Below are 23,349 nucleotides of genomic sequence, written 5' to 3'. Positions count from 1 at the left end.
CCCCGGACAGGCCGATTGATGCCACCCCCGTGCAGGTCAGACGCTGTCCGACAGGGTCGGTACGACGGCCACGGGGCCGTGCGCGTGGTGCAGGACGGCGTGCGCCACCGATCCGATCATCAGGGACCCGACACTGCGCCGCGGATGGTGGCGTCCCACCACCACCAGCGCCGCCGACCGGGAGGCGGTCACCAGCCGGCCCGCGGCGTCCCCGGGGACGGCGGCCTGCTCGACCGCTACGTCGGGATAGCGGGTCCGCCACGGTGCCAGCCGCTCCGTCTGGGACCTCAGCATCTCCCGCTCCGCCGGCACCGCGTCGCCGTCGTCGGCGAGGCCCTCCGGCGGGATCACCATGAAGGGGCTGTCGACCACGAGGGCCGGCGCGGGCGGGACCGCGTACGCGGAGACCACCTGGACGGTGGTCCCCCGTGCGGCCGCCTCCGCGAAGGCGAAGTCCACTACGTCGTCGGCGGTCTCGGCGGCGTGCAGGCCGAGCACCACCCGCCCGGCCGAGGGCTCCGAGGCGGCCTCCACACCGCGCGCCGCGTGCGGAACGACCACCACCGGGCAGGGGGCCGTCGTGGCCACGGCGCGGCTGTTCGAGCCGAGCAGCAGGGCCGCGAAGCCGCCGCGGCCCCGGGAGCCCATGACCAGCATCCGGGCCTCGGCGCCGACCACCCGCAGGGCCTCGGGGACGGAGCCCTCCAGCGCCTCGTACCGCACCTCGTCCGGCAGGTCGGCGGCCTTGGTCCCGGCGAGCAGGTCGCGGATCTGCTCGGCGACCGGGTCGGCGTACTGCTCGGGCTCGGAGGCGTCGGCCAGGGCGGAGCGGCGGGCCGCGTACAGCTGGGAGCTGCCGGGGAGCACGTGGGCGACCAGGAGCCCGGTGCGGTGGCGCAGGGCCGCGGTCCGGGCCCATTCCAGGGCCGCCAGGCTGTGCTCGGATCCGTCGACGGCCGCGATCACCGGTGCGTTCCTCATCCGTCCAGCCTGCTGGGCGTGCGGGCGGGCCGCAATACGCGGGCCCGCGCGGGGCCGCCCCCAGGCCACCGCCGCCGCCCCGCCCGCCCGCCACCGCTGCCCGCCGCCCCGCCCGCCACCCCGGCCCGCCGCCCTCGCCACCGCGCGGCCGACCGTTCGTACGCGCGCGGGTGCGCGCACCGCGTAGCCTTTTGCCTGTGGGTCGCGGAAACATGCGGCCGTTTTTGCAGGTCGCAGGTCGGAACCCGACAGCTGAGTCTTGGAGGATGTTGTGCGTTTGCAGGTCGTCGATCACCCGTTGGTGGCGCACAAACTGACCACCCTGCGCGACAAGCGCACCGACTCCCCCACCTTTCGTCGGCTCGCCGACGAGCTGGTGACCCTCCTCGCGTACGAGGCCACCCGCGACGTCCGCACCGAGCAGTCCGACATCACCACCCCGGTCGGCCCGACCACGGGTGTGAAGCTCTCGTACCCGCGCCCGCTGGTCGTGCCGATCCTGCGCGCCGGCCTGGGCATGCTGGACGGCATGGTGCGGCTGCTGCCGACCGCCGAGGTGGGCTTCCTCGGCATGGTCCGCAACGAGGAGACCCTGGAGGCCTCCACCTACGCGACGCGCATGCCGGAGGACCTCTCCGGACGCCAGGTCTACGTCGTCGACCCGATGCTGGCCACCGGCGGCACCCTCGTCGCGGCGATCCAGGAGCTGATCAAGCGCGGCGCCGACGACGTCACGGCCGTGGTGCTGCTGGCCGCGCCGGAGGGCGTCGAGGTCATGGAGCGCGAGCTCGCGGGCACGCCGGTGACGGTGGTGACGGCCGCGGTGGACGAGCGGCTCAACGAGCACGGCTACATCGTGCCGGGGCTGGGCGACGCGGGAGACCGCATGTACGGCTCGGCCGAGTAGGCAGAGCCGGTCAGGACGACAGGAACGCCGCAGGGCCGCCCCGGAGGGGGGCCCTGCGGCGTTCCGTTGGCGGCGCGGCCGCTCGGCTGCTCGGCTGCGTGGTCGGCGTGGTCGGCGTGGTCGGCGCGTCAGCAGGTCTTGGCGGGCGCGGGCTGCGGGTGGGCCAGCACGGCCAGTTCCCGGTCCGCGGTCTCCTTGGGGCTCAGCTCCTTGAAGGAGTCGCCGAGGATCAGGTCGATGTCCGCGCCCTCGCGGGCGTCGGTCTGTTGCGTGTCGCCCTCGATCTGGGTGCCCAGGACGGAGTAGGCGCCCTTGTCGGTCGTGGGGGAGCCGAGCAGTATCCCGGTGCCCGGCACCTTCTTGTCGAAGTCGGCGGGGGCGTTGCCGACCTTGCCGACGGTGAAGCCGCGCTTCTTGAGCTCGTCCCCGACGGCCTTGGCGAGTCCGGCGCGCGGCGTCGCGTTGTAGACGTTGACCGTGATCTGGCCGGGCTCGGGGAGGGTGACGGCGGGTGCGGCGGAGGCGTTGGCCGCGGCTGCCGCGGCGCCCCCCGCCTTCGGCTTGGCCGGTGTCGCCGTCGGGCAGTCCCGGCCTGCGGCGGCATGGCGTTTTCCGCCGCTCCCGCCGCGGAAGACGTCCATGAGCTGCAGGGTCCCGTAGCCGAGCAGGGCGAGGCCGAGGACCGCTCCGAGCGCGGTGAGGACGATCCGACGGCGCCGCCGGGGCCGGCTCATGCGGGGATAGGCCGCTCCCGTGACGCGGTACTTTCCGCCCATGCCGGGGGGAGTGAGCATGCTCATGGGCGCAGCGTAGTACCGCCCGCTGCCGATGCCCACCAAATGATGTGTTGATAGGGCAAGACCGACCCGAAAGGCGCAATCCGCGCGAACCGGAAGCGCCGGGAAGGCGCCGGGAAGGCGCCGGGAAGCGTACGGACGGGCGGGCAGCCGGACACGTCCTGGCGGTCAGTCCATTTCGAGGACGCGCGCGTGCAGGACCTGGCGCTGCTGGAGGGCCGCGCGTACGGCGCGGTGCAGGCCGTCCTCCAGGTAGAGGTCGCCCTGCCACTTCACGACGTGGGCGAAGAGGTCCCCGTAGAAGGTCGAGTCCTCGGCGAGCAGCGTCTCAAGGTCCAGCTGTCCCTTGGTGGTCACCAACTGGTCGAGCCGGACCGGGCGCGGGGCGACATCCGCCCACTGCCGGGTGGTTTCCCTGCCGTGGTCGGGGTACGGCCGCCCGTTTCCGATGCGCTTGAAGATCACACGGAAAGCCTACCGGGCCGGTGCCTGCGGGCGCAGCCTCGCTATCCCGGTGCAAAAGTGGCACACAGGTCCAATTCGGGAGTGATGAATGAGCGAGAGCACCGACCCCGGGTCCCCGGCCGACCGGATCGCCGCCGGGTACGCCTTCACCGGGCCCGCGCTCGACCTGGGGGCCCTGCTCTGGGACGGGGCCTGTCTGCCCGACCGGCAGATCCGCATCCCGCTGTCCGTGCTCAACCGGCACGGCCTGGTCGCCGGCGCCACCGGAACGGGCAAGACCAAGACCCTCCAGCTCATTGCGGAGCAACTCTCGGCGAACGGCGTCCCGGTGTTCCTCGCGGACATCAAAGGCGACGTGTCGGGCATCTCGGTGCCGGGCACCCCGGGCGACCGCGTAACCGGGCGGGCCGCGGAGGTCGCCCAGGAGTGGCAGGGCACCGGATACCCCAGCGAGTTCTACGCGCTGGGCGGGATCGGCACCGGCATTCCGGTACGGGCCACGGTGACGAGTTTCGGCCCGGTCCTGATGTCGAAGGTGCTCCAGCTCAACCGGACGCAGGAGCAGTCCCTCGGCCTGATCTTCCATTACGCCGATTCCAAGGGCCTGGAGCTGATCGACCTCAAGGACCTGCGAGCGGTCGTCGCCTTCCTCGTCTCCGACCAGGGCAAGGCCGAGCTCAAGGGCATCGGGGGGCTGTCCACGGTGACGGCCGGGGTGATCCTGCGGGCGCTGACCGCCTTCGAGCAGCAGGGCGCCGCCGAGTTCTTCGGGGAGCCCGAGTTCGACACCGGCGAATTCCTGCGTACGGCGCCGGACGGGCGCGGGCTGGTCTCCGTACTGGAACTCCCGGCGGTCCAGGACAAGCCGCAGCTGTTCTCCACCTTCCTGATGTGGCTGCTGGCCGACCTCTACACCGACCTGCCCGAAGTCGGCGATCTGGAGCGGCCCAAGCTGGTCTTCTTCTTCGACGAGGCGCACCTGCTCTTCCACGGCGCCTCGAAGGCCTTCCTGGAGTCCATCACCCAGACCGTGCGCCTGATCCGCTCCAAGGGGATCGGCGTGTTCTTCGTGACGCAGACCCCCAAGGACGTGCCGGCGGATGTGCTCGGCCAGCTCGGCAACCGGATCCAGCACGCCCTGCGCGCCTTCACGCCCGACGACGCGAAGGCGCTGAAGGCGACCGTGAAGACCTTCCCCAACTCGCCGTACGACCTGGAGGAGCTGCTCACCGGGCTCGGGACAGGCGAGGCGGTGATCACCGTACTGAGCGAGAAGGGCGTGCCGACCCCGGTGGCGGCGACCCGGCTGCGCGCCCCGCAGTCGCTGATGGGCCCGATCGGGCCGGCGGCGCTGGACCAGGCGGTGAAGTCCTCGGCGCTGTACGCCCGTTACGGGCAGCCGGTGGACCGGGAGTCTGCGTACGAGAAGATCAGCGCCGAGCAGGCGGCGGCGGAGGCGGCGGCGGAGCAGGCCGCGGCCGCGGCGGAGGCCGAGAAGCAGGCCGAGGAGGAGCAGAGGGCGGCCGCGAAGTCGGGGCGCAGCGCGCCGAAGGAGCGGTCGCTGGCCGAACAGGTCGTCGGGAGCGGCATGTTCCGCTCGCTGGCGCGCTCGATCGGAAGCCAGCTGGGCCGGGAGATCTCCCGGTCGGTCTTCGGAACGGCGAAGCGGCGCCGATGACGTACCCGCGCTTCGGGGGGGCGGGCCGTTCGGGCAGGTCGAGGCGGTCTGGGCCGGCCACCGGGCACAGGTGACGTATTCGGCCGCGGGAGTCCCCGGACCGGGTGCTGCCGGGCGGCCGGCCGCTGACAGACTTCGACCATGCGGACCGAACTCACCGACACCACCTCCAGCAAGGTCAACCGGGCCCTGCTCGACGCCCGCCGGGCCATCGGCAGCCCCACCATGGGCCTGGTGCTGACGCTCGTCATCGCCACCGACGAGGAGAACGCGTACGACGCCGTCCGCGCGGCCTCCGAGGCCTCCCGCGAGCACCCGTGCCGGATCATCGCGGTGATCAAGCGCACCTCGCGCGGCCCGCTCAAGCTCCGCCAGACCCGCCTGGACGCCGAGCTGCGGGTCGGCTCGGACGCCGGGAGCGGGGAGATCGTGGTGCTGCGGCTGCACGGGGCGCTCACCGCCCAGGCCGGTTCCGTGGTCCTGCCCCTGCTGGTGCCGGACGCGCCGGTGGTGGCCTGGTGGCCGGCCGACGCCCCCGACGACCCCGCCCGGGATCCGCTGGGCGCGCTGGCGCAGCGCCGGATCACGGACGCCGAAGCGGCGGCGGACCCCGTCGGCGTACTGGACGGGCGGGCCGGGGTCTACGCACCCGGGGACACCGACCTGGCCTGGACCCGGCTGACGCCCTGGCGGTCCCTGCTGGCCGCCGCGCTGGACCAGAAGCCGCTGCCGGTGACGGCCGGGGCGGTGGAGAGCGAGGCCGACAACCCGAGCGCCGAGCTGCTGGCGCGCTGGCTGGAGAACCGCCTCGGGGTGCCGGTGGAGCGGATCACCACGGACGGGCCGGTGATCACGCGGGTCCGGCTGGAGACCACGGGCGGGGAGATCCAGGTGGACCGCCCGAACGGGTCCCTCGCCACCCTCGTCCTGCCGGGCAGCCCGGACCGCAAGGTGGCCCTGAAGATCCGCAGCAAGGCCGAGCTGGTCGCGGAGGAGCTGCGGCGCCTCGACGCGGACGAGGTCTACGCGTCGGCGCTGCGCAGGAGGCCGGCCCGGGCGGCGCTCTCCGCGTAGCGGTCGTCGTACGGGGGCCGGCCCTCCTCCCCATCAATCCGCGGTTTTCCGCGCCTTGGCGGCGGCCTTCATCTCCTATTTGTGCGCCCGTACTTTGGCCAGCGATTCCGGCCCGGTGATGTCGGCTGCCGAGCGGTAGACGTTCGCCTGCCCGTAGCCGCCGGCGGCCTCGCGCCAGCCCGTGGGTCGGACGCCCAGCTGCTTGCCCAGCAGGGCCAGGAAGATCTGCGCCTTCTGCTCGCCGAAGCCGGGCAGCGCCTTGAGCCGCTCCAGCAGCTCCTTCCCGGTCCCCACCCCGCGCCAGAGGGCCTCCGCATCCCCGTCGTAGTGCTCGACGAGGTACGCGCACAGCTGCTGGACGCGCTTCGCCATCGATCCCGGGTAGCGGTGCACGGCCGGCTTCTCGGAGAGCAGCGCGGCGAAGGCCTCCGGGTCGTACGCGGCGATGGTGTGGGCGTCCAGGTCGTCCGCGCCGAGTCGCCGGGCGATCGTGTACGGCCCCGAGAAGGCCCACTCCATCGGCACCTGCTGGTCCAACAGCATGCCGACGAGCGCGGCGAGGGGGCTGCGGCCGAGAAGCGCGTCGGCCTCCGGCTGCTGGGCCAGCCGCATCGTGATGTCCATGCCTCCAGCGTCCCGCGCGGGCGCGTTCCCCGCGCGGTCGCCGCACCGCCCGCCTAGCGTGAGAAGCACGCGGAACGCGACCCGCGTCACACGACCCGCATCACATACGGAACGACACGACGACACAGGAGCCGATCGATCATGGCTGAGTTCCCCGAAGGCGCTCCCTGCTGGGTGGACGCGATGTTCAAGGACGTGGAGGGCGCCAAGAGCTTCTACGGCGAGGTGCTGGGCTGGACGTTCGGTGACGCGAGCAGCGAGTACGGCAACTACACCCAGGCCTACTCCGACGGCAAGGCGGTCGCGGCCGTGGTCCCGCCGATGCCGGGGGGCGACGCGCCCTCGCAGTGGTGTCTGTACTTCGCCTCGCCCGATGCCGAGGCGACCGCCGAGAAGATCAAGTCGGCGGGCGGGCAGCTGATGATGGAGCCGATGCAGGTGGGCAGCTTCGGCACGATGGTGTTGGCGAAGGAGCCGAGTGGAGCGGTGTTCGGCGTGTGGCAGCCGGGCGAGCACAGGGGCTTCGAGAAGACCGGAGAGCCGGGCGCGTACGCGTGGGCGGAGGTCTTCACGCGGGACCCGGAGAAGGCCGACGCGTTCCTGAAGGAGGTCTTCCCGTACGGCGTCCAGCGGATGGAGCCCGGCGACGACCCCGAGGCGGCCGGGATGGACTACAAGATCTACAGCGTCGGCGGCCCGCAGAACCCGGTGCTCGGCCGGATGCGGATGGGTGACGAGTTCCCGCCGGAGATCCCTCCGTACATCCAGGTCTTCTTCGCCGTCCCGGACTGCGATGACGCCGTCGCCACGGCGCAGTCGCGCGGTGGGACGCTCCATTTCGGGCCGATGGACAGCCCGTTCGGCCGGTTCGCCGCGCTGACGGACCAGCAGGGAGCGGCGTTCGCGGTGATCGACATGGGGAAGACGACGGGCGAGATGCCGAAGATGACGGACGCCTGACCTCCGCGCGGGCCTGCCGCTCCCCGCACGGCGCGGCGGGCCCTTCCTGCGGACCGGACGACGACACCCCTACGCAAGAGGTCGAGCACACATGAGCCTGAGCATGCGCAACCAGTTCGCCGGCACCGTCACCGCCATCACCGCCGGCCAGGCCATGGCCACGGTCAAGGTGCGACTGGAGGGCGGCCAGAACATCACCGCCGCCATCACCAAGGATGCCGTGAAGGACCTCGGCATCGCCGACGGCTCCGCCGTCACCGCCCTCGTGAAGGCCACCGAAGTCGCGCTCGCCACCGGCCCCGTGGACGGCATCAGCATCCGCAACCAGCTCCGCGGCACCGTCTCCGACATCACCGCCGGCGCCGCCATGGCCTCCGTCAAGGTGGACGTCGACGGGGGCGGTCTGACCGCCGCGATCACCCGGGACGCCGTGGACGCGCTCGGCCTGGAGGCCGGGTCACCGGTGGTCGCGCTGATCAAGTCCACCGAGATCGCCCTCGCGACCGCCTGAGCCGTCGGGCCCCGCCGGGCCCTCACACCCCGGGGGTCGGCGGCGGCAGTGCGCCGAACCACACGCGGGTGACCGCGCTGACGCAGCGCGCCCCGCACCGGTCGGCCGGGACCACCCGTCCGAGACGACCTCGCGCAGCAGCGCGCCCTCGAACACATGGTGCTGGGGACCGTTGGTCCCGCAGTCGAAGGTGACCGCGGCTCGGTGCTGTCCCCACGCGCGCAGGTCCGCGACGTTCAGGGTCGCCGGGTGGTCCAGGCCCCCGTGCAGCATGAGTTCGGCCATGGCCCGAGTGATGCCCGGCGGCCGTCCTTCCGGAAACTCATCTGCGAGGTTCATCTTCACGTAAGACTGGCAAATGTTGCAGAACTCAGCGTTTTCACCTTGCAGGCCGCCCCGAGGAGCCGGGCCCCTCGGGACGCCTCGTGGCCGTGGCCCTCCGCGTGTCACCACGGACATCACGCGGTGCGGCCAGTGAGACGGAGCAACGCAGAAGGCCCCGGCCGGTTTCCCGGTCGGGGCCTTCAAGTGCCCGGTGAGGCACTGGCGGAGGATACGAGATTCGAACTCGTGAGGGGTTGCCCCCAACACGCTTTCCAAGCGTGCGCCCTAGGCCACTAGGCGAATCCTCCGCCGCAAACAATACAAGACGTTGAGGGGTGCTCGCGAACGTGATCGCCGGGCGGGGATCGGGCGGGGGTCCGGGCGGGGTCCGGCTCGATTCCGGGGGCATCCATCCGCTAGGGTGGGGCCAGCCCCTCACGTGGCGCTATCTCACCCAACTCCCCCAGGGCCGGAAGGCAGCAAGGGTAAGTGGGCTCTGGCGGGTGCGTGGGGGGCGCCTTGCGTTCCGGGGCGGGGGCCGGCGGGCCGCCCTTGGCCGGCAGACCGCCCTGGCCGGCGGGCCGCCTTTGTCGGTGGGCCCGGATAACCTCGTAGACGTGTCGTCCCTTGCGCTGTACCGCCGCTACCGCCCCGAGTCGTTCGCCGAGGTCATCGGACAGGAGCATGTCACTGTCCCCCTGATGCAGGCCCTGCGGAACAACCGGGTCAATCACGCGTACCTGTTCAGCGGCCCGCGCGGCTGCGGCAAGACCACCAGCGCGCGCATCCTGGCCCGCTGCCTGAACTGTGAGCAAGGTCCCACGCCCACGCCTTGCGGGGAGTGCCAGTCGTGCCGGGACCTGGCGCGCAACGGGCCCGGGTCCATCGACGTGATCGAGATCGACGCCGCCTCGCACGGTGGTGTGGACGACGCCCGTGACCTGCGGGAGAAGGCCTTCTTCGGGCCCGCCTCCAGCCGCTACAAGATCTACATCATCGACGAGGCCCACATGGTCACCTCGGCGGGCTTCAACGCCCTCCTGAAGGTGGTCGAGGAGCCTCCGGAGCACCTCAAGTTCATCTTCGCCACGACCGAGCCCGAGAAGGTGATCGGGACCATCCGGTCCCGTACGCACCACTACCCCTTCCGGCTCGTGCCGCCCGGCACCCTGCGCGACTACCTGGGCGAGGTCTGCGGGCGCGAGGGGGCCAAGGTCGAGGACGGCGTGCTGCCGCTCGTCGTCCGGGCCGGCGCCGGGTCCGTGCGCGACTCCATGTCCGTCATGGACCAGCTGCTCGCCGGGGCCGCGGAGGAGGGCGTGACCTACGCCATGGCCACCTCCCTGCTCGGGTACACCGACGGTTCGCTGCTCGACGCCGTCGTCGACGCCTTCGCCGCCGGGGACGGCGCCGCCGCCTTCGAGGTCGTCGACCGGGTGGTCGAGGGCGGCAACGACCCGCGCCGGTTCGTCGCCGACCTGCTGGAGCGGCTGCGGGACCTGGTGATCCTGGCCGCCGTGCCCGACGCCGGTGAGAAGGGGCTCATCGACGCCCCCGCCGACGTGGTGGAGCGGATGCAGGCCCAGGCCTCGGTGTTCGGGGCCGCGGAGCTGAGCCGGGCCGCCGATCTCGTCAACACCGGGCTCACCGAGATGCGGGGCGCCACCTCGCCGCGGCTGCAGCTGGAGCTGATCTGCGCGCGGGTGCTGCTGCCCGCCGCCTTCGACGACGAGCGGTCCGTGCAGGCCCGGCTCGACCGGCTGGAGCGGACCGGCGGCGGTCTCGCGCCCGGCGTCATGGTCCCCGCCGCCGCCCCGGCCGCCGCTCCGCCCGCGATGGGGTACGTGCCCGGGCCCGAGGCGCATGCCATGGCTCCCGTGGCCGCGCCGCCCGTACACCCCGCGCCCGCACCGAGCGCGCCCGAGCCCGAGCCCGAGCCCGAGTCCGCGCCCGCCCCTGCTCCGACTCCGACGCCCGCTCCGGCCCCCGCGGCCGCTGCACCCGGTGCCTGGCCCGGGGCCGCGCAGCCCGGTGCGGGCGCGCCCGCACCCGGTGCCTGGCCGGGGGCCGCGGCTCCCGCGCAGGGCTCCGCCGCGCCGGCCGGGGGCGGCTCCGCGACCGCCGCCCGGGGGGCCTGGCCCAGCGCCGCCGCGCCCGGCCAGGGCGCCCCCGCCCCCACGCCTCCCGCATCCGCCGCGACTCCGGCCCCGGCGGCCGCCGCCCCCGCGGCGGCGTCCGCGGCCGGACCCGGCATGGCCGCCGGCGCCGGGCAGGTGCAGGCGATGTGGCCCGGGATCCTGGAGGCCGTCAAGAACCGCCGCCGCTTCACCTGGATCCTGCTCAGCCAGAACGCCCAGGTCACCGGCTTCGACGGGACGACCCTCCAGCTCGGCTTCCCCAATGTCGGCGCCCGCGACAACTTCGCGAGCAGCGGCAGTGAGGACGTGCTCAAGGCGGTCCTCGCCGAGCAGTTCCAGGTCCACTGGAAGATCGAAGCGGTCGTCGGAGGCGGCGGTCAGCCCCTTCCGCAGGCGTCCTCGTACGCCGCGCCGCCCGCTCCGGCGTACAGCCGGCCCGCCGCCCCGCAGGCTCCCGCACCCGCGCAGCCGCCCCAGCAGTCGCCCCAGGCGCCGCAACAGCCTCAGCCGCAGCAGCAGCCCCACCAGTCGGCTCCCGCGCCGCAGCCCCCCGTCCAGCAGGCTCCCCCTCCGGTCGCCCCCGAGGACGACGTACCGGAGGAGGACGATCCCGATCTCGTCGAGAGCGCCCTGACCGGACACGACCTCATCGTGCGTGAGCTCGGAGCCACCGTTATAGAGGAATACACGAACGAGTAGGGCCGTCTCATTGGGTGGCCGCACGAAGGGCATCCGGTCGCGCGGGCTAGGCTGCATGGCGTGAAGGTCCTCGTCATCGGCGGCGGCGCCCGCGAACACGCCCTGTGCCGCTCTCTGTCCCTCGACCCCGACGTCAACGCGCTCTACTGCGCCCCCGGCAACGCCGGCATCGCCGAGGTGGCGGAGCTGCGCCCGGTCGACGCCCTCGACGGCGCGGCCGTGGCCCGCCTCGCCACCGAGCTCGGCGTCGACCTGGTCGTCGTCGGCCCGGAGGCGCCGCTGGTGGCCGGGGTCTCCGACGCCGTCCGCGCAGCCGGCATCCCCGTATTCGGCCCCTCCGCCGAGGCCGCGCAGCTGGAGGGCTCCAAGGCGTTCGCCAAGGACGTGATGGCCGCCGCGGGCGTCCCGACCGCCCGCAGCTACGTCTGCACCACCGCGGAGGAGATCGACGCGGCCCTCGACGCCTTCGGCGCCCCGTACGTCGTCAAGGACGACGGGCTCGCGGCCGGCAAGGGCGTCGTGGTCACCGAGGACCGGGAGGCGGCCCGTGCCCACGCGCTCGGCTGCGACCGCGTCGTCATCGAGGAGTACCTCGACGGCCCCGAGGTCTCCCTCTTCGCCATCACCGACGGCGTCACCGTGCTGCCGCTCCAGCCCGCGCAGGACTTCAAGCGCGCGCTCGACGGCGACCAGGGCCCCAACACCGGCGGCATGGGCGCGTACTCCCCCCTGCCCTGGGCCGACGCCAAGCTGGTCGACGAGGTCATGGAGACCGTGCTCCAGCCGACCGTCGACGAGCTGCGCCACCGCGGCACGCCGTTCTCGGGACTGCTCTACGCGGGCCTCGCGATCACCTCGCGCGGCGTCCGCGTCATCGAGTTCAACGCCCGCTTCGGCGACCCCGAGACCCAGGTGGTCCTGGCCCGGCTGCGCACCCCGCTCGCGGGCGTGCTGCTGAACGCCGCCCGCGGCACCCTGGACGCCGAGCCGCCGCTCAGCTGGCGCGACGACGCTGCCGTCACGGTGGTCATCGCCTCCCACAACTACCCGGACACCCCGCGGACCGGCGACCCGATCGAGGGCCTCGCCGAGGTGGCCGCGCAGGACGGCCCCGACGCGTACGTGCTGCACGCCGGGACCCGGCGCGAGGGCGACGCGGTCGTCAGCGCGGGCGGTCGCGTGCTGTCGGTGACGGCGACCGGTTCGGATCTGGCGCAGGCCCGAGAGAAGGCGTATAAGGCCGTTGCGCGGATCCGGCTGGACGGATCCCAGCACCGTACGGACATTGCGGCCAAGGCGGCCGAAGGCCGCTGAGCAGCAGGAGTCGCAGCCGCGGGCCCGGTGCGCACCCCCGTGTGCACCGGGCCCGCGCGCGTGTCCGCGTGCGAGTGCATCCAGCCGCGTTCGAACGCAGCCACCTTTACCCAAAGCCATTCCATCGGGTGATCGTCACCCGGTCCGGCTGACTGCCGCGCGCTCCCCAACTAGGGTGCGGCGCAAGCATTCCGGCACTTGGCCCACCGGCATTGCGATGTCAGTGGCGGGTGTCACAGTGGGGGAGTGAGTAAAACCGCCGCAGGGCAGAGGGGGTGAGGTCCGGCCGTGTCCGGAAACGGTTCGATCGTCGAAGTGGGCGCGCCGTCCGCGCGCTCCCGGGCCTTGGCCGTGCTGCGGGTGCGCAGCAGGGCGCTGGCCGTCGCCGTGGCGCCCGCCGCCCTCGCGGCGGTGCTCGTGAGCGCCCGGATGACGGGGCGGCTGACCGGTGCACCCTGGCCGGTGGTCACCCTCGTCGTATGCGTGCTCGCCGGGATCGTGCTGCTCGTCGGCGGCGTGTTCGCCGCGGTGGTGCTGCGCGCCCGACCCGCCGTCACGCCGACGGTGCCGCTGACCGAGGCGGCCGCGCCCGATCTGTACCGGCTCGTGCGCGACCTCGCCGACCGGATGGACGTGCCCGCGCCCTCCGCCATAGCTCTGACCCCGGACTGCGACAGCTGGCTGGAGGACCGCACGCACGCGGCGCACCGCCGCGGCCGCGCCCGCACCTCCGCCGGCACGACCGGACCCGCCGGGCCGGAGTCCGCGCCGGGTGCGGCGCCCGTGCTGGTGATCGGCTCGCCGTTCCTGTGGTGGATGCGGGTCGCGGAGCTGCGGGCGGTGCTCGCGCCGGTCGTCGCCGGTACGGGTCCTTCGGCGCATCCGGACATAGCCGACGCCCGTGGCTTCGTGCGCGGGCTCGACGCAGCCGTGGACGTGGGCAGTCGGCCCGGCCTGGGCTGGATCGCCCGCCCGGCCCGGCTGCTGCTGCGGCTGTGCCGGGAGGACGCCGCCGAGATGGAGCGCGGGGTGGCCGCGGCCGCCTCGGACCGGGCGCAGGGGGTGGACTACGGGCTGCGGATCGTCGCCCAGGAGCAGGTCGGCCTCGCCTACGCGGGCTGGGACCGCCTGCTGACCCGGGTCGCACTGCCGGCCTGGCGGATGGGCCGTTGGCCCGCGCACCTCGATGCCGGGGTCGTCTCCGCGCTGACGGAGCTGTCGCGCCGGGACCGGCTGGCCGACGGGTTCACCGCGCGGCTGGGCGAACGGCCCGCGTGCGATCTGCTGGAGCAGCCGGGCGCGGTCGACGAGGCCGCCTCGCTGCTGGCCGCGCGGCTGTTCCACGGAGGCCCGGCCGAAGCGGGACCGGACTGGTCGCCGGTGGAGTGGGCGGCGTATCCGGAGGAGGTCGTGGACCGCAAGTGGCGGGCCGAGGCGGCCCGGCTGCATGCCGCGCTGGACGCCCTCGCCGTCCCGGCGGGCCCGGGGCCGACGCTGGACCGGGTGCTCGGCTACCTCGCGGCTCCCGGAGGCGTCGGCGCGGCCGGGGAGGCGCTGGCCGGCCGCCTCAGCGGCGATCTCGCCCGGGAGGAACGTTCCGCGGGAGCGGGAGCGGGAGCCGGTGCGGGCTCCGACGCCGGGACGGCGAAGGCGCGCGGGGCGGACACGGTGCCGCTGTTCCCGCTGCAGCCACCGCGGAGCGGGCGGGACCTGCTGGCCGACCACGTCACGGCCATGGTGTGTGCCGCGGCCGTGGACTTCGTGGGGGCGGATCCGGGTCTGGACTGGCTGGACGGCCCCATCCTCCTGATCGGCGGCGAGCGTCGCACCGACCTCGCGCCGCACGTGCTGTCCCTGGTGGAAGAGGGCGACCCCGAGCCGCTGCGCGACTGGCTGGCGGACCTCGGCGTACGCCCCGAGAAGCCGGTCCGCCTGGTCTGACGCCCGGGATCCCCGAGCTCACTCCCGCCCGCGCACCGCGGTGCGAAGCGTCAATTCGCGACGAACGGTGACGGACTGAGCGCGTTATGTGATGTGCTGGGACCGGTAGCAGTTCGAAGTCCTCGACAGTGTGCCGCGCGATGGTCCGGGAACAAGCGATCCGGGGGAGCGAGGGAGGGGAGCGGTATGGGTGCGGACCCGATCCGGCGGTGGGAGTCAGGTGCCCTCGCGCACGCGGTGAACGACCCCTTCGGCCAGGGGCCCCTGCCGTGGCTGCGCGGCAGCGAGCTCTACTTCGACGACACCGGGCAGGTCGTGCCCTGGTACGTGGACCCCGCGCTGGCCCCCGGGCAGCCGCCCGCCGGCAGCACCGGCGGACCGCGGACCGCCGACGACGTGCACCGGCAGATCAAGGGCTTCTCCTCCGCCGGAGCCGTCGCGCCCGGCGAGGCCATCGACTTCCACATCACCGTGGACCCGCCCCAGCAGTTCTCCGTGGACGTCTACCGCATCGGCCACTACGGCGGCGACGGCGCCTCCAAGATCACCACCAGCCCCCGGCTCTCCGGCATCGTCCAGCCGGCCCCGCTCACCGCCGACCGCACCGTCTCCTGCCACCACTGGTGGCTGTCCTGGCGGCTCCAGGTCCCCTCCTACTGGAACCCCGGCGCGTACGTGGCCGTCCTGACCACCACCGACGGCTACCGCTCGCACATCCCCTTCACCGTGCGGGACGACCACCCGGCCGACCTGCTCCTGCTCCTGCCCGACATCACCTGGCAGGCCTACAACCTCTACCCGGAGGACGGCCGGACCGGCGCGAGCCTCTACCACGCCTGGGACGAGGAGGGCCGGCTGCTCGGCGAGCGGGACGCCGCCGTCACCGTCTCCTTCGACCGCCCCTACGCGGGCGCGGGCCTGCCCCTCCATGTCGGGCACGCCTACGACTTCATCCGCTGGGCCGAGCGCTACGGCTACGACCTGGCCTACGCCGACGCGCGGGACCTGCACGCGGGCCGGGTCGACCCGACCCGCTACCGCGGCCTGGTCTTCCCCGGCCACGACGAGTACTGGTCCGCTCCCATGCGCCGCACCGTCGAGCGCGCCCGCGACCACGGCACCTCGCTCGTCTTCCTCTCCGCCAACACCATGTACTGGCAGGTCGAGCTCGCGCCCTCCCCCTCAGGGATCGAGGACCGGCTCCTGACCTGCCGAAAACGCCGCGGCCCGGGCCGCCCGAGCCTGTGGCGCGAGGTCGACCGCCCGGAGCAGCAGCTGCTCGGCATCCAGTACGCGGGCCGGGTCCCCGAGCCCGCGCCGCTGATCGTGCGCAATGCCACCCACTGGCTCTGGGACTCCACCGGCGCAGCCGAGAACGACGAGCTCCCGGGCCTGGTCGCCGGAGAGGCCGACCGGTACTTCCCGCGCATCCAGCTCCCCGAGCACCAGGACCGGATCCTGCTCGCGCACTCCCCGTATCTCGACACCGAGGGCACCAAACGGCACCAGGAGACCTCCCTGTACCGGGCCCCGAGCGGCGCCCTGGTCTTCGCGTCGGGCACCTTCGCCTGGTCACCGGCCCTGGACCGGCCGGGCCACGTCGACGAACGGGTCCAGCGGGCCACCGCCAACCTCCTCGACCGGATCTGCAAGCGCGACTGAGCCCCCCGCCAGGGCCGCACCCGGCCCCGTACGGGACAATGGGGCTGCGCTCGTACAGAACCACAGGGAGACCCCGTGTCCGGATTCGTCGAAAAGCCCGAGCCGGTTCAGGTGCCGGGCCTCGTCCACCTCCACACCGGCAAGGTGCGCGACCTCTACCGTGACGAGGACGGCCGCCTCGTCATGGTCGCCAGCGACCGGATGTCCGCCTTCGACTGGGTGCTCCCCACCGAGATCCCGGACAAGGGGCGCGTCCTGACGCAGCTCTCCCTGTGGTGGTTCGACCAGCTCGCCGACCTCGTCCCGAACCACGTCATCAGCACCGACCTGCCGGCCGGCGCACCCGCCGACTGGGCCGGGCGGACGCTCATCTGCCGGAACCTCGACATGGTGCCGGTCGAGTGCGTGGCCCGCGGCTACCTCACCGGCTCCGGCCTCGTCGAGTACAACCGGACGCGGACGGTCTGCGGCCTGGCCCTGCCCGAGGGCCTCGTCGACGGATCCGAGCTGCCCGCCCCGATCTTCACCCCGGCCGCCAAGGCCGAGGTCGGCGAGCACGACGAGAACGTCTCCTACGAGGAGGTCGCGCGCACCACCGGTGCCGAGACGGCCGCCCTGCTGCGCCGCACCACCCTCGACGTGTACGGCCGCGCCCGGGACATCGCCCGCGAGCGCGGGATCATCCTCGCCGACACCAAGTTCGAGTTCGGCTTCGACGCCGAGGGCACCCTGATCGCCGCGGACGAGGTGCTCACCCCGGACTCCTCGCGCTTCTGGCCGGCCGACGAGTGGGAGCCGGGCCGCACCCAGCCCTCCTTCGACAAGCAGTTCGTCCGCAACTGGCTGGCCTCCCCGGCCTCCGGCTGGGACCGCACGGCCGAAGTGCCGCCGCCGGCCCTCCCCGAGGAGGTCGTCGCGCAGACCCGCGCCAAGTACGTCGAGGCGTACGAACGGCTCACCGGCCTCCCCTGGTCCTGAGGCACCGGTCCCGCCCCTCCCGGGGCGGGACCCCGCCGGAACCGGAAGAAGAACGCGAAGAAGCCCCCGGTCGCAGGACCGGGGGCTTCTCCTCGTGGAGCGGACAACGAGACTCGAACTCGCGACATCCACCTTGGCAAGGTGGTGCTCTACCAACTGAGCTATGTCCGCATGCGCCGTAACGCGGGATCTACTATACCCAACCCCGCTCCCGTGCGAGACGCACTGCCGTGTGCCGGTTCTCCGCGCCCAGCTTCGTGGCCGCCGACGACAGGTAGTTGCGTACGGTTCCCTGCGAGAGCCGGGCCCGCTCCGCGATCTCCGCGATCGGCGCCCCGTCCCCCGCGAGTTCCAGGACCTCGGCCTCGCGTGCGGTCAGCGGCGAGTCCCCCGCGCTGATCGCGTCGGCCGCCAACTCCGGGTCCACGTAACGCCCTCCGGCGTGGACGGTCCGGATCAGCTCGGCCAGCCGCTGCGCCGACACCGTCTTCGGTACGAAGGCCCGTACGCCGGCCGCGAGGGCCCGCTTCAGATGCCCGGGACGCCCGTGGCTGGTCACGATCATGACCCGGCAGCCCGGGAGTTCGGTCCTCAGGGATGTGGCCACACTCACACCGTCCGCCCCCGGCATCTGCAGGTCCAGCACCGCCACGTCGGGCCGGTGCGCCCGCGCCATCGCGAGGGCCTCGGGACCGGAGGCCGCCTCGGCGACGACCAGCAGATCGTCCTCCAGCGCCAGCAGAGCGGCGAGCGCGCCGCGGATCAGGTGCTCGTCGTCGGCCAGCAGCACGCGCACGGGGTTCACGACCGCACCTCCCGCCCGGGCGCGCCGGGGGCCGGTACGCGGGCCAGTACGCGGAACCGGCCGTCGCCGGTGGGCCCGGCCTCCAAGGTGCCGTCCACCACGGCGAGCCGCTCGCGCAGCCCGGCGAGCCCCGAACCGGGGGGCCCGGCCGGGACCCGCGCAGCCCCGGGCGCCCCGTCGTTCTCCACCAGCAGGGTCACCGCGCCCGCCCCGGCCGCCGCCAGCCGGATCACGCAGCTGCGCGCCTCACCGTGCCGCAGGACGTTCGTGGTGGCCTCCCGGACGACCCAGCCCAGGGCCGACTGCACCGCGGGGGTCGGCCGGGGGCCTTCCTCGACCTCGACCCGGCAGTCCATCCCGGCCGCGCTCAGCACCCCGCGCGCCCCCTCCAGTTCCACCGTGAGATCCGCCTCCCGGTAGCCGCGTACGACGTCGCGGACCTCGCGCTGCGACTCCCGGGCGATCCGCTGCACCTCGATCATCTGGTCCACCGCCTCGGGGCGTCCGCGCCGGGCCAGCTGCACGGCCAGCTCGCTCTTGAGCGCGATCACCGCGAGGTTGCGGCCCATGACGTCGTGCAGGTCCCGCCCGAAGCGGAGCCGCTCCTCCGCCACCGCCAGCTGCGCCTGGAGCTCCCGGGCGCGGTCGAGCTCGTACACCGTCTTCAGCAGCCAGGAGGAGAAGCCGCAGGCCAGGGTGAACAGCAGGCTGCTGAAGAGGATGCCGAGCGCGTAGCCGGCCACCTCGCCGGCGGGCAGGCCCACGGCCGCTGCCCCGCCTGCCGTGGCGGCCACCGCGGCGGGGGCGACGGCGGCCATGTGCCGGGCCTTGGCCAGGGTCAGGGTCAGTGCTCCCGTCGCGAAGCCGGTGGTGTTGATGACGAGGACGGGGGCCACGCCCTCGTGGACGAGGATGCCGGCGGAGCGCAGGGAGAGTACGGCGATCGACAGCGTGCCGGTCAGCAGGCCCAGCGCGACGGCCAGCCGTACGGGGCGCTCGCGCCGCCCGATCACCCAGTCCAGGGCCTTCGAGGACAGCACCGCGGACAGGGTGACCTGGGCGACCAGGGGCAGGAACAGGGCCCCGGTGGCGGCCGTCGAGCCCTCGGGTGCGAGCCCGATCAGAAGCGCGAAGGCCTCGATCGCGGCGAAGGAGTGGAACGACCAGCGGGTGTAGAGCTCGACTTTCCCCGCGCTGCCGCGTTTCCTCCACCATCCGGTCAGCTTCGACACGGTCCCCGTCCCCCGATCACCTTTGCCGGTCACTGCGGCGCATCAGCGTATCGGGGCACACGACAAAGGCCCTGATCGATGATCAGGGCCTTTGTCCTCTGAGCGGACGACGAGACTCGAACTCGCGACATCCACCTTGGCAAGGTGGTGCTCTACCAACTGAGCTACGTCCGCATACTCGCTCCGGCCGAATGGCCGGTGGGCGATGCGAGCATCACTCTACCTGATCCACCGGAGTGGTCGGTAAAGCGTGCAGAGCGGGTGACAGGAATCGCACACTGCGCCTTCCTCCTGGAAGGAGGATGTTCTGCTACTGAACTACACCCGCACGACCTTCGAGGCTGTGACCTGCGGTCTGGCCCCTCGGCGTGATCCACACACTAGCGGATCGGAGGGGGTGGATGGCAAATCGGCCGTCAGTGAGCCTCGTTGTAGGCCTCGTAGACCCGCTTCGGGATGCGGCCGCGGGGCGGCACGTCCATCTGGTGGGAGCGGGCCCAGGCCCGGACGACGGCGGGGTCCGGGGCGATGGAGGTGTGCTTGAAGGCCTTGCCGGAGCGGGCCTGCCGGCGGCCGGCGGCCACGAAGGGGGCGAGGGTCTTCCGCAGTTTCTTTGCGTTGGCCACATTGAGGTCGATCTCGTACGACTTACCGTCGATCCCGAACACGACCGTTTCCGTCGCTTCTCCGCCGTCGATGTCGTCGGAGATCGTGACTACTACGCGCTGCGCCACGGATATCGGTCCCTTCGCGCGACGTCGCCACCCGTTGACGTGCGGTGATGTCGCCTGTATGGATGTTTCGGAGCAATGCAACTTTCGTTCCCCGTCGTGGGGCGACAAATGCCGCCGTCCCGGGGGATTCCTTTGTACCGCGATTCCCATTGCATTGCGAAGCCCAGTTAATTCTCTCCGCGTGTCCCGCCGCAATCCCGGGTGAGAGGTTTTCCGGCGGATTTTGCGAAGCGTTGGTGAAGCCGAAACCGCGCGGCGATCACGGGGCCGGGATATCTACCCGCGTAGAAATTTCGGACGGGTACGCTGAGGGAACCGCCTCCGCACCAACACCCACGGGAGTGCCCGATGGCACGCGTCGTAGTCGACGTCATGCTCAAGCCGGAGATCCTCGACCCTCAGGGCCAGGCGGTGCAGCGTGCACTGCCGCGCCTGGGCTTCGAGGGGATCGCCGACGTCCGTCAGGGGAAGCGCTTCGAGCTTGAGGTGGAGGGCCCGGTCGACCAGACCGCCCTCGACCGCATCCACAAGATGGCCGAAACGTTCCTCGCCAACACCGTCATCGAAGACTTCACCGTGAAGGTCGAGGCCTGACGGTGACCACTCGCATCGGAGTCGTCACGTTCCCCGGAACGCTCGACGACCGTGACTCGCTGCGCGCCGTCCGCCTCGCGGGGGCCGAGCCTGTCTCGCTGTGGCACCGCGACAAGGACCTGCACCAGGTCGACGCGGTCGTCCTCGCGGGCGGCTTCTCCTACGGGGACTACCTGCGCGCCGGAGCCATCTCCCGGTTCTCGCCGGTGATGGAGACCATCATCGACCAGGCCAAGGCCGGCATGCCGGTCCTCGGCATCTGCAACGGCTTCCAGGTCCTCACCGAGGCCCACCTGCTGCCGGGGGCGATGCTCCGGAACAACCACCTGCACTTCATCTGCCGCGACCAGAAGCTGCGGGTGGAGAACGCGGAGACCTCGTGGACCGGCGACTACTCCGCCGGCCAGGAGATCTCCGTACCGCTCAAGAACATGGACGGCCGCTACGTCGCCGACGAGCGGGTGCTGGACGAACTGGAGGCCGAAGGCCGCGTGGCCTTCCGGTACGTCGACATGAACCCGAACGGGTCGCTGCGCGACATCGCCGGCATCACCAACGCCGCGGGCAACGTCGTCGGCCTCATGCCGCACCCCGAGCACGCGGTCGAGCCGCTGATCGGGACGGGCCGCACCGACGGCCTCGGATTCTTCACCTCGATCCTGAAGAAGCTGGTCTCCGCATGACTCTGGACACCGTCAAGCACGCCGCCGAGACCCCGGACTCGGCGCAGCCCTGGAAGGAACTCGGCCTCAAGGAGGACGAGTACGCCCGCATCCGGGAGATCCTCGGCCGCCGCCCCACGGGCGCCGAGCTCGCCATGTACTCGGTCATGTGGTCCGAGCACTGCTCGTACAAGAGCAGCAAGGTCCACCTGAAGCAGTTCGGCGAGAAGGCCCCGCAGAACGACGCCATGCTCGTCGGCATCGGCGAGAACGCCGGCGTCGTCGACGTCGGCCAGGGCTACGCGGTCACCTTCAAGGTCGAGTCGCACAACCACCCGTCGTACATCGAGCCCTACCAGGGCGCGGCCACCGGCGTCGGCGGCATCGTCCGCGACATCCTCGCCATGGGCGCCCGCCCGGTCGCCGTCGTGGACCCGCTGCGCTTCGGCGCCGCCGACCACCCCGACACCAAGCGCGTCCTGCCGGGCGTGGTCGCGGGCATCGGCGGCTACGGCAACTGCCTCGGCCTGCCGAACATCGGCGGCGAGGTCGTCTTCGACGCCTGCTACCAGGGCAACCCGCTGGTCAACGCCGGCTGCATCGGCGTGATGAAGCACGAGGACATCCACCTCGCCAAGGCCTCCGGCCCCGGCAACAAGGTCATCCTCTACGGCGCCCGTACCGGCGGCGACGGCATCGGCGGCGTCTCGGTCCTCGCGTCCGAGACCTTCGACGACACCAAGCCGACCAAGCGCCCCGCCGTCCAGGTCGGCGACCCCTTCCAGGAGAAGCTCCTCATCGAGTGCACCCTGGAGATCTTCAAGGAGAAGCTGGTCGCGGGCATCCAGGACCTCGGCGGCGCCGGGCTCTCCTGCGCCACCTCCGAGCTGGCCTCCGCGGGCTCCGGCGGCATGCGCGTCGAGCTGGACACCGTCCCGCTGCGCGACGCGACGCTCTCGCCCGAGGAGATCCTCATGAGCGAGTCGCAGGAGCGCATGTGCGCGATCGTCGAGCCGCAGCACGTCGACCGCTTCATGGAGATCTGCGAGAAGTGGGACGTCATCGCCACCGTCATCGGTGAGGTGACCGACGGCGAGCGCCTGGAGATCTTCTGGCACGGCGAGCAGATCGTGGACGTGCCCCCGGGTACCGTCGCCCACGAGGGCCCGGTCTACCACCGCCCGTACGCTCGCCCCGACTGGCAGGACGCCCTCCAGGCCGACGACGCGGGCAAGCTGCCCCGCCCGCAGACCTCCGAGGAGCTCCGCGCGCAGGTCCTGGCCCTGGTCTCGTCCCCGAACCAGGCCTCGAAGTCCTGGGTCACCGACCAGTACGACCGTTTCGTGCAGGGCAACACCGTCCTCGCGCAGCCCGAGGACGCGGGCATGGTCCGCATCGACGAGGAGTCCAACCTCGGCGTGGCCATGGCCACCGACGGCAACGGCCGCTACGCCAAGCTCGACCCGTACACGGGCGCGCAGCTGGCGCTGGCGGAGGCGTACCGCAACGTCGCCGCGACCGGCGCCAAGCCGCTGGCCATCTCCGACTGCCTGAACTTCGGCTCCCCCGAGGACCCGGGCGTCATGTGGCAGTTCGCCGAGGCCACCCGCGGTCTCGCCGACGGCTGCCTGGAGCTGGGCACCCCGGTGACGGGCGGCAACGTCTCGCTCTACAACCAGACGGGCGACACCGCGATCCACCCGACCCCGGTGGTGGCGGTCCTCGGCGTGATCGACGACGTCAACCGCCGTACGCCGATGGCGTTCGCGGAGGCCGGCCAGCTGCTGTACCTGCTCGGTGACACGGCCGAGGAGTTCGGCGGCTCGGCCTGGTCGCAGGTCGTCCACGACCACCTGGGCGGCCTGCCGCCCAAGGTGGACCTGGCCCGCGAGAAGCTGCTCGCGGAGATCCTGATCTCCGCCTCGCGCGACGGCATGATCGACGCCGCGCACGACCTGTCCGACGGCGGCGTGATCCAGGCGCTCACCGAGTCCTGCCTGCGCGGCGGCAACGGTGCGCGGATCGTGGTTCCGGAGGGTCTGGACGCCTTCACCTTCCTCTTCTCCGAGTCGGCGGGCCGGGCCATCGTGGCCGTCCCGCGCAGCGAGGAGCTCCGCTTCACCGACATGTGCGGTGCGCGGGGTCTGCCGGCCACCCGCATCGGTGTGGTGGACGGCGAGGAGATCGAGGTCCAGGGCGAGTTCACGCTCCCCCTGACGGAACTCCGCGAGGCCCACGAGGCGACGATCCCGGCCCTGCTGGCCTGATC

At 72.6% G+C, this 23,349-nt stretch carries 20 protein-coding genes, 4 tRNA genes, 1 other RNA gene and 1 pseudogene; 14 read left to right on the top strand and 12 right to left on the bottom strand.

The window, feature by feature from the left end; genetic code table 11:
• Positions 1–36 precede the first annotated feature (36 nt).
• Positions 37–981: a universal stress protein gene (locus tag AB0B01_RS11385; protein WP_361715869.1), complete on the bottom strand. Its 945-nt coding sequence runs from the start codon at positions 979–981 to the stop codon at positions 37–39.
• Between the two features lie 271 nt (positions 982–1,252).
• Here AB0B01_RS11385 and upp point away from each other — a divergent pair, with 271 nt between their 5' ends.
• On the top strand, positions 1,253–1,888 hold the full coding sequence (gene upp, locus AB0B01_RS11380) for a uracil phosphoribosyltransferase (protein ID WP_361715866.1): 636 nt from the start codon (positions 1,253–1,255) through the stop codon (positions 1,886–1,888).
• Positions 1,889–2,016: 128 nt separating this feature from the next.
• Here the strand turns inward: upp and AB0B01_RS11375 are convergent, their stop codons facing one another.
• Together AB0B01_RS11375 and AB0B01_RS11370 are read right to left on the bottom strand one after the other, a co-directional pair.
• A complete protein-coding gene (locus tag AB0B01_RS11375) occupies positions 2,017–2,688 on the bottom strand; it encodes a LytR C-terminal domain-containing protein (protein ID WP_361715863.1) in 672 nt (223 codons plus the stop codon).
• 165 nt (positions 2,689–2,853) lie between these two features.
• Complete coding sequence (locus tag AB0B01_RS11370; protein ID WP_114058229.1) at positions 2,854–3,150, bottom strand: type II toxin-antitoxin system VapB family antitoxin; 297 nt, start codon at positions 3,148–3,150, stop codon at positions 2,854–2,856.
• An 88-nt stretch (positions 3,151–3,238) separates the two neighbouring features.
• Between AB0B01_RS11370 and AB0B01_RS11365 the strand changes: the two genes are divergently transcribed.
• Positions 3,239–4,828 (top strand): helicase HerA-like domain-containing protein, encoded by a 1,590-nt coding sequence (locus AB0B01_RS11365; protein WP_361715860.1) that lies wholly within the window; start codon positions 3,239–3,241, stop codon positions 4,826–4,828.
• A 141-nt stretch (positions 4,829–4,969) separates the two neighbouring features.
• Positions 4,970–5,902 carry a glucose-6-phosphate dehydrogenase assembly protein OpcA gene (opcA, locus tag AB0B01_RS11360; protein WP_361715857.1) on the top strand — a complete coding sequence of 311 codons (933 nt, stop codon included), beginning with the start codon at positions 4,970–4,972 and terminating at the stop codon, positions 5,900–5,902.
• Between the two features lie 75 nt (positions 5,903–5,977).
• Here the strand turns inward: opcA and AB0B01_RS11355 are convergent, their stop codons facing one another.
• Positions 5,978–6,526, bottom strand: coding sequence for an HhH-GPD-type base excision DNA repair protein (locus tag AB0B01_RS11355; RefSeq protein ID WP_361715854.1), 549 nt, complete (start codon positions 6,524–6,526; stop codon positions 5,978–5,980).
• A gap of 141 nt (positions 6,527–6,667) precedes the next feature.
• Between AB0B01_RS11355 and AB0B01_RS11350 the strand changes: the two genes are divergently transcribed.
• Entirely contained in the window at positions 6,668–7,486 is an 819-nt protein-coding gene (locus tag AB0B01_RS11350; protein WP_361715851.1) for a VOC family protein, read from the top strand.
• A 91-nt stretch (positions 7,487–7,577) separates the two neighbouring features.
• Positions 7,578–7,997 carry a TOBE domain-containing protein gene (locus AB0B01_RS11345; protein WP_361715848.1) on the top strand — a complete coding sequence of 140 codons (420 nt, stop codon included), beginning with the start codon at positions 7,578–7,580 and terminating at the stop codon, positions 7,995–7,997.
• A gap of 22 nt (positions 7,998–8,019) precedes the next feature.
• Here AB0B01_RS11345 and AB0B01_RS11340 read toward each other — a convergent pair.
• Together AB0B01_RS11340 and AB0B01_RS11335 are read right to left on the bottom strand one after the other, a co-directional pair.
• Positions 8,020–8,282, bottom strand: a pseudogene (locus tag AB0B01_RS11340) (hypothetical protein).
• A gap of 259 nt (positions 8,283–8,541) precedes the next feature.
• Positions 8,542–8,629 (bottom strand) — tRNA-Ser (locus AB0B01_RS11335).
• A 119-nt stretch (positions 8,630–8,748) separates the two neighbouring features.
• Between AB0B01_RS11335 and ffs the strand changes: the two genes are divergently transcribed.
• The 6 genes from ffs to AB0B01_RS11305 all read left to right on the top strand — a co-directional run bounded on the left by ffs (position 8,749) and on the right by AB0B01_RS11305 (position 17,053).
• Positions 8,749–8,843: signal recognition particle sRNA small type (gene ffs, locus AB0B01_RS11330), an RNA gene on the top strand.
• A 95-nt stretch (positions 8,844–8,938) separates the two neighbouring features.
• On the top strand, positions 8,939–11,158 hold the full coding sequence (locus tag AB0B01_RS11325) for a DNA polymerase III subunit gamma and tau (protein ID WP_361715845.1): 2,220 nt from the start codon (positions 8,939–8,941) through the stop codon (positions 11,156–11,158).
• 60 nt (positions 11,159–11,218) lie between these two features.
• A complete protein-coding gene (gene purD / locus AB0B01_RS11320; protein ID WP_361715842.1) occupies positions 11,219–12,472 on the top strand; it encodes a phosphoribosylamine--glycine ligase in 1,254 nt (417 codons plus the stop codon).
• 288 nt (positions 12,473–12,760) lie between these two features.
• Positions 12,761–14,413: a hypothetical protein gene (locus tag AB0B01_RS11315; RefSeq protein ID WP_361715839.1), complete on the top strand. Its 1,653-nt coding sequence runs from the start codon at positions 12,761–12,763 to the stop codon at positions 14,411–14,413.
• Positions 14,414–14,599: 186 nt separating this feature from the next.
• Positions 14,600–16,075: a N,N-dimethylformamidase beta subunit family domain-containing protein gene (locus AB0B01_RS11310; protein WP_361715836.1), complete on the top strand. Its 1,476-nt coding sequence runs from the start codon at positions 14,600–14,602 to the stop codon at positions 16,073–16,075.
• A gap of 75 nt (positions 16,076–16,150) precedes the next feature.
• The gene (locus AB0B01_RS11305) at positions 16,151–17,053 is read left to right on the top strand and encodes a phosphoribosylaminoimidazolesuccinocarboxamide synthase (protein WP_361715833.1); all 903 of its coding nucleotides are present in this window, start codon (positions 16,151–16,153) and stop codon (positions 17,051–17,053) included.
• 95 nt (positions 17,054–17,148) lie between these two features.
• On the opposite strand, the gene AB0B01_RS11300 is transcribed toward AB0B01_RS11305, so the two are convergent.
• The 6 genes from AB0B01_RS11300 to AB0B01_RS11275 form a co-directional block, all read right to left on the bottom strand.
• Positions 17,149–17,224 (bottom strand) — tRNA-Gly (locus AB0B01_RS11300).
• Between the two features lie 22 nt (positions 17,225–17,246).
• Positions 17,247–17,858: a response regulator transcription factor gene (locus tag AB0B01_RS11295; RefSeq protein ID WP_361715830.1), complete on the bottom strand. Its 612-nt coding sequence runs from the start codon at positions 17,856–17,858 to the stop codon at positions 17,247–17,249.
• Positions 17,855–19,090, bottom strand: a complete 1,236-nt coding sequence (locus AB0B01_RS11290) for a histidine kinase (protein ID WP_361715827.1) — start codon at positions 19,088–19,090, stop codon at positions 17,855–17,857. Before AB0B01_RS11290 ends, AB0B01_RS11295 begins: the two co-directional genes overlap by 4 nt.
• A 101-nt stretch (positions 19,091–19,191) precedes the next feature.
• Positions 19,192–19,264 (bottom strand) — tRNA-Gly (locus AB0B01_RS11285).
• Positions 19,265–19,346: 82 nt separating this feature from the next.
• Positions 19,347–19,418, bottom strand: a tRNA-Gly gene (locus AB0B01_RS11280).
• A gap of 88 nt (positions 19,419–19,506) precedes the next feature.
• Entirely contained in the window at positions 19,507–19,824 is a 318-nt protein-coding gene (locus AB0B01_RS11275; RefSeq protein ID WP_361715824.1) for an Lsr2 family protein, read from the bottom strand.
• 348 nt (positions 19,825–20,172) lie between these two features.
• Between AB0B01_RS11275 and purS the strand changes: the two genes are divergently transcribed.
• The 3 genes from purS to purL are packed head-to-tail and all read left to right on the top strand — an operon-like array spanning position 20,173 to position 23,347.
• Positions 20,173–20,418 (top strand): phosphoribosylformylglycinamidine synthase subunit PurS, encoded by a 246-nt coding sequence (gene purS, locus AB0B01_RS11270; RefSeq protein ID WP_356845514.1) that lies wholly within the window; start codon positions 20,173–20,175, stop codon positions 20,416–20,418.
• A 2-nt stretch (positions 20,419–20,420) separates the two neighbouring features.
• Positions 20,421–21,101: a phosphoribosylformylglycinamidine synthase subunit PurQ gene (purQ, locus tag AB0B01_RS11265; protein WP_361715821.1), complete on the top strand. Its 681-nt coding sequence runs from the start codon at positions 20,421–20,423 to the stop codon at positions 21,099–21,101.
• Entirely contained in the window at positions 21,098–23,347 is a 2,250-nt protein-coding gene (gene purL, locus AB0B01_RS11260) for a phosphoribosylformylglycinamidine synthase subunit PurL (protein ID WP_361715818.1), read from the top strand. The genes purQ and purL overlap by 4 nt, the downstream gene beginning before the upstream one ends.
• The last annotated feature ends 2 nt before the right edge of the window (positions 23,348–23,349 follow it).

The sequence above is a fragment of the Streptomyces sp. NPDC044571 genome (assembly GCF_040647115.1).
Lineage (GTDB): Bacteria > Actinomycetota > Actinomycetes > Streptomycetales > Streptomycetaceae > Streptomyces.
Note: the sequence above shows the minus strand (reverse complement) of the source record. Positions and strands in the feature narration are given on the sequence as shown.

Excerpts from the sequence above, each read along its gene's own strand:
- AB0B01_RS11385 (WP_361715869.1), bottom strand. The coding sequence starts at position 981 with ATGAGGAACGCACCGGTGATCGCGGCCGTCGACGGATCCGAGCACAGC.
- AB0B01_RS11375 (WP_361715863.1), bottom strand. The coding sequence starts at position 2,688 with ATGAGCATGCTCACTCCCCCCGGCATGGGCGGAAAGTACCGCGTCACG.
- AB0B01_RS11365 (WP_361715860.1), top strand. The coding sequence starts at position 3,239 with ATGAGCGAGAGCACCGACCCCGGGTCCCCGGCCGACCGGATCGCCGCC.
- opcA (WP_361715857.1), top strand. The coding sequence starts at position 4,970 with ATGCGGACCGAACTCACCGACACCACCTCCAGCAAGGTCAACCGGGCC.
- AB0B01_RS11355 (WP_361715854.1), bottom strand. The coding sequence starts at position 6,526 with ATGGACATCACGATGCGGCTGGCCCAGCAGCCGGAGGCCGACGCGCTT.
- AB0B01_RS11350 (WP_361715851.1), top strand. The coding sequence starts at position 6,668 with ATGGCTGAGTTCCCCGAAGGCGCTCCCTGCTGGGTGGACGCGATGTTC.
- AB0B01_RS11345 (WP_361715848.1), top strand. The coding sequence starts at position 7,578 with ATGAGCCTGAGCATGCGCAACCAGTTCGCCGGCACCGTCACCGCCATC.
- AB0B01_RS11310 (WP_361715836.1), top strand. The coding sequence starts at position 14,600 with ATGGGTGCGGACCCGATCCGGCGGTGGGAGTCAGGTGCCCTCGCGCAC.
- purS (WP_356845514.1), top strand. The coding sequence starts at position 20,173 with ATGGCACGCGTCGTAGTCGACGTCATGCTCAAGCCGGAGATCCTCGAC.
- purL (WP_361715818.1), top strand. The coding sequence starts at position 21,098 with ATGACTCTGGACACCGTCAAGCACGCCGCCGAGACCCCGGACTCGGCG.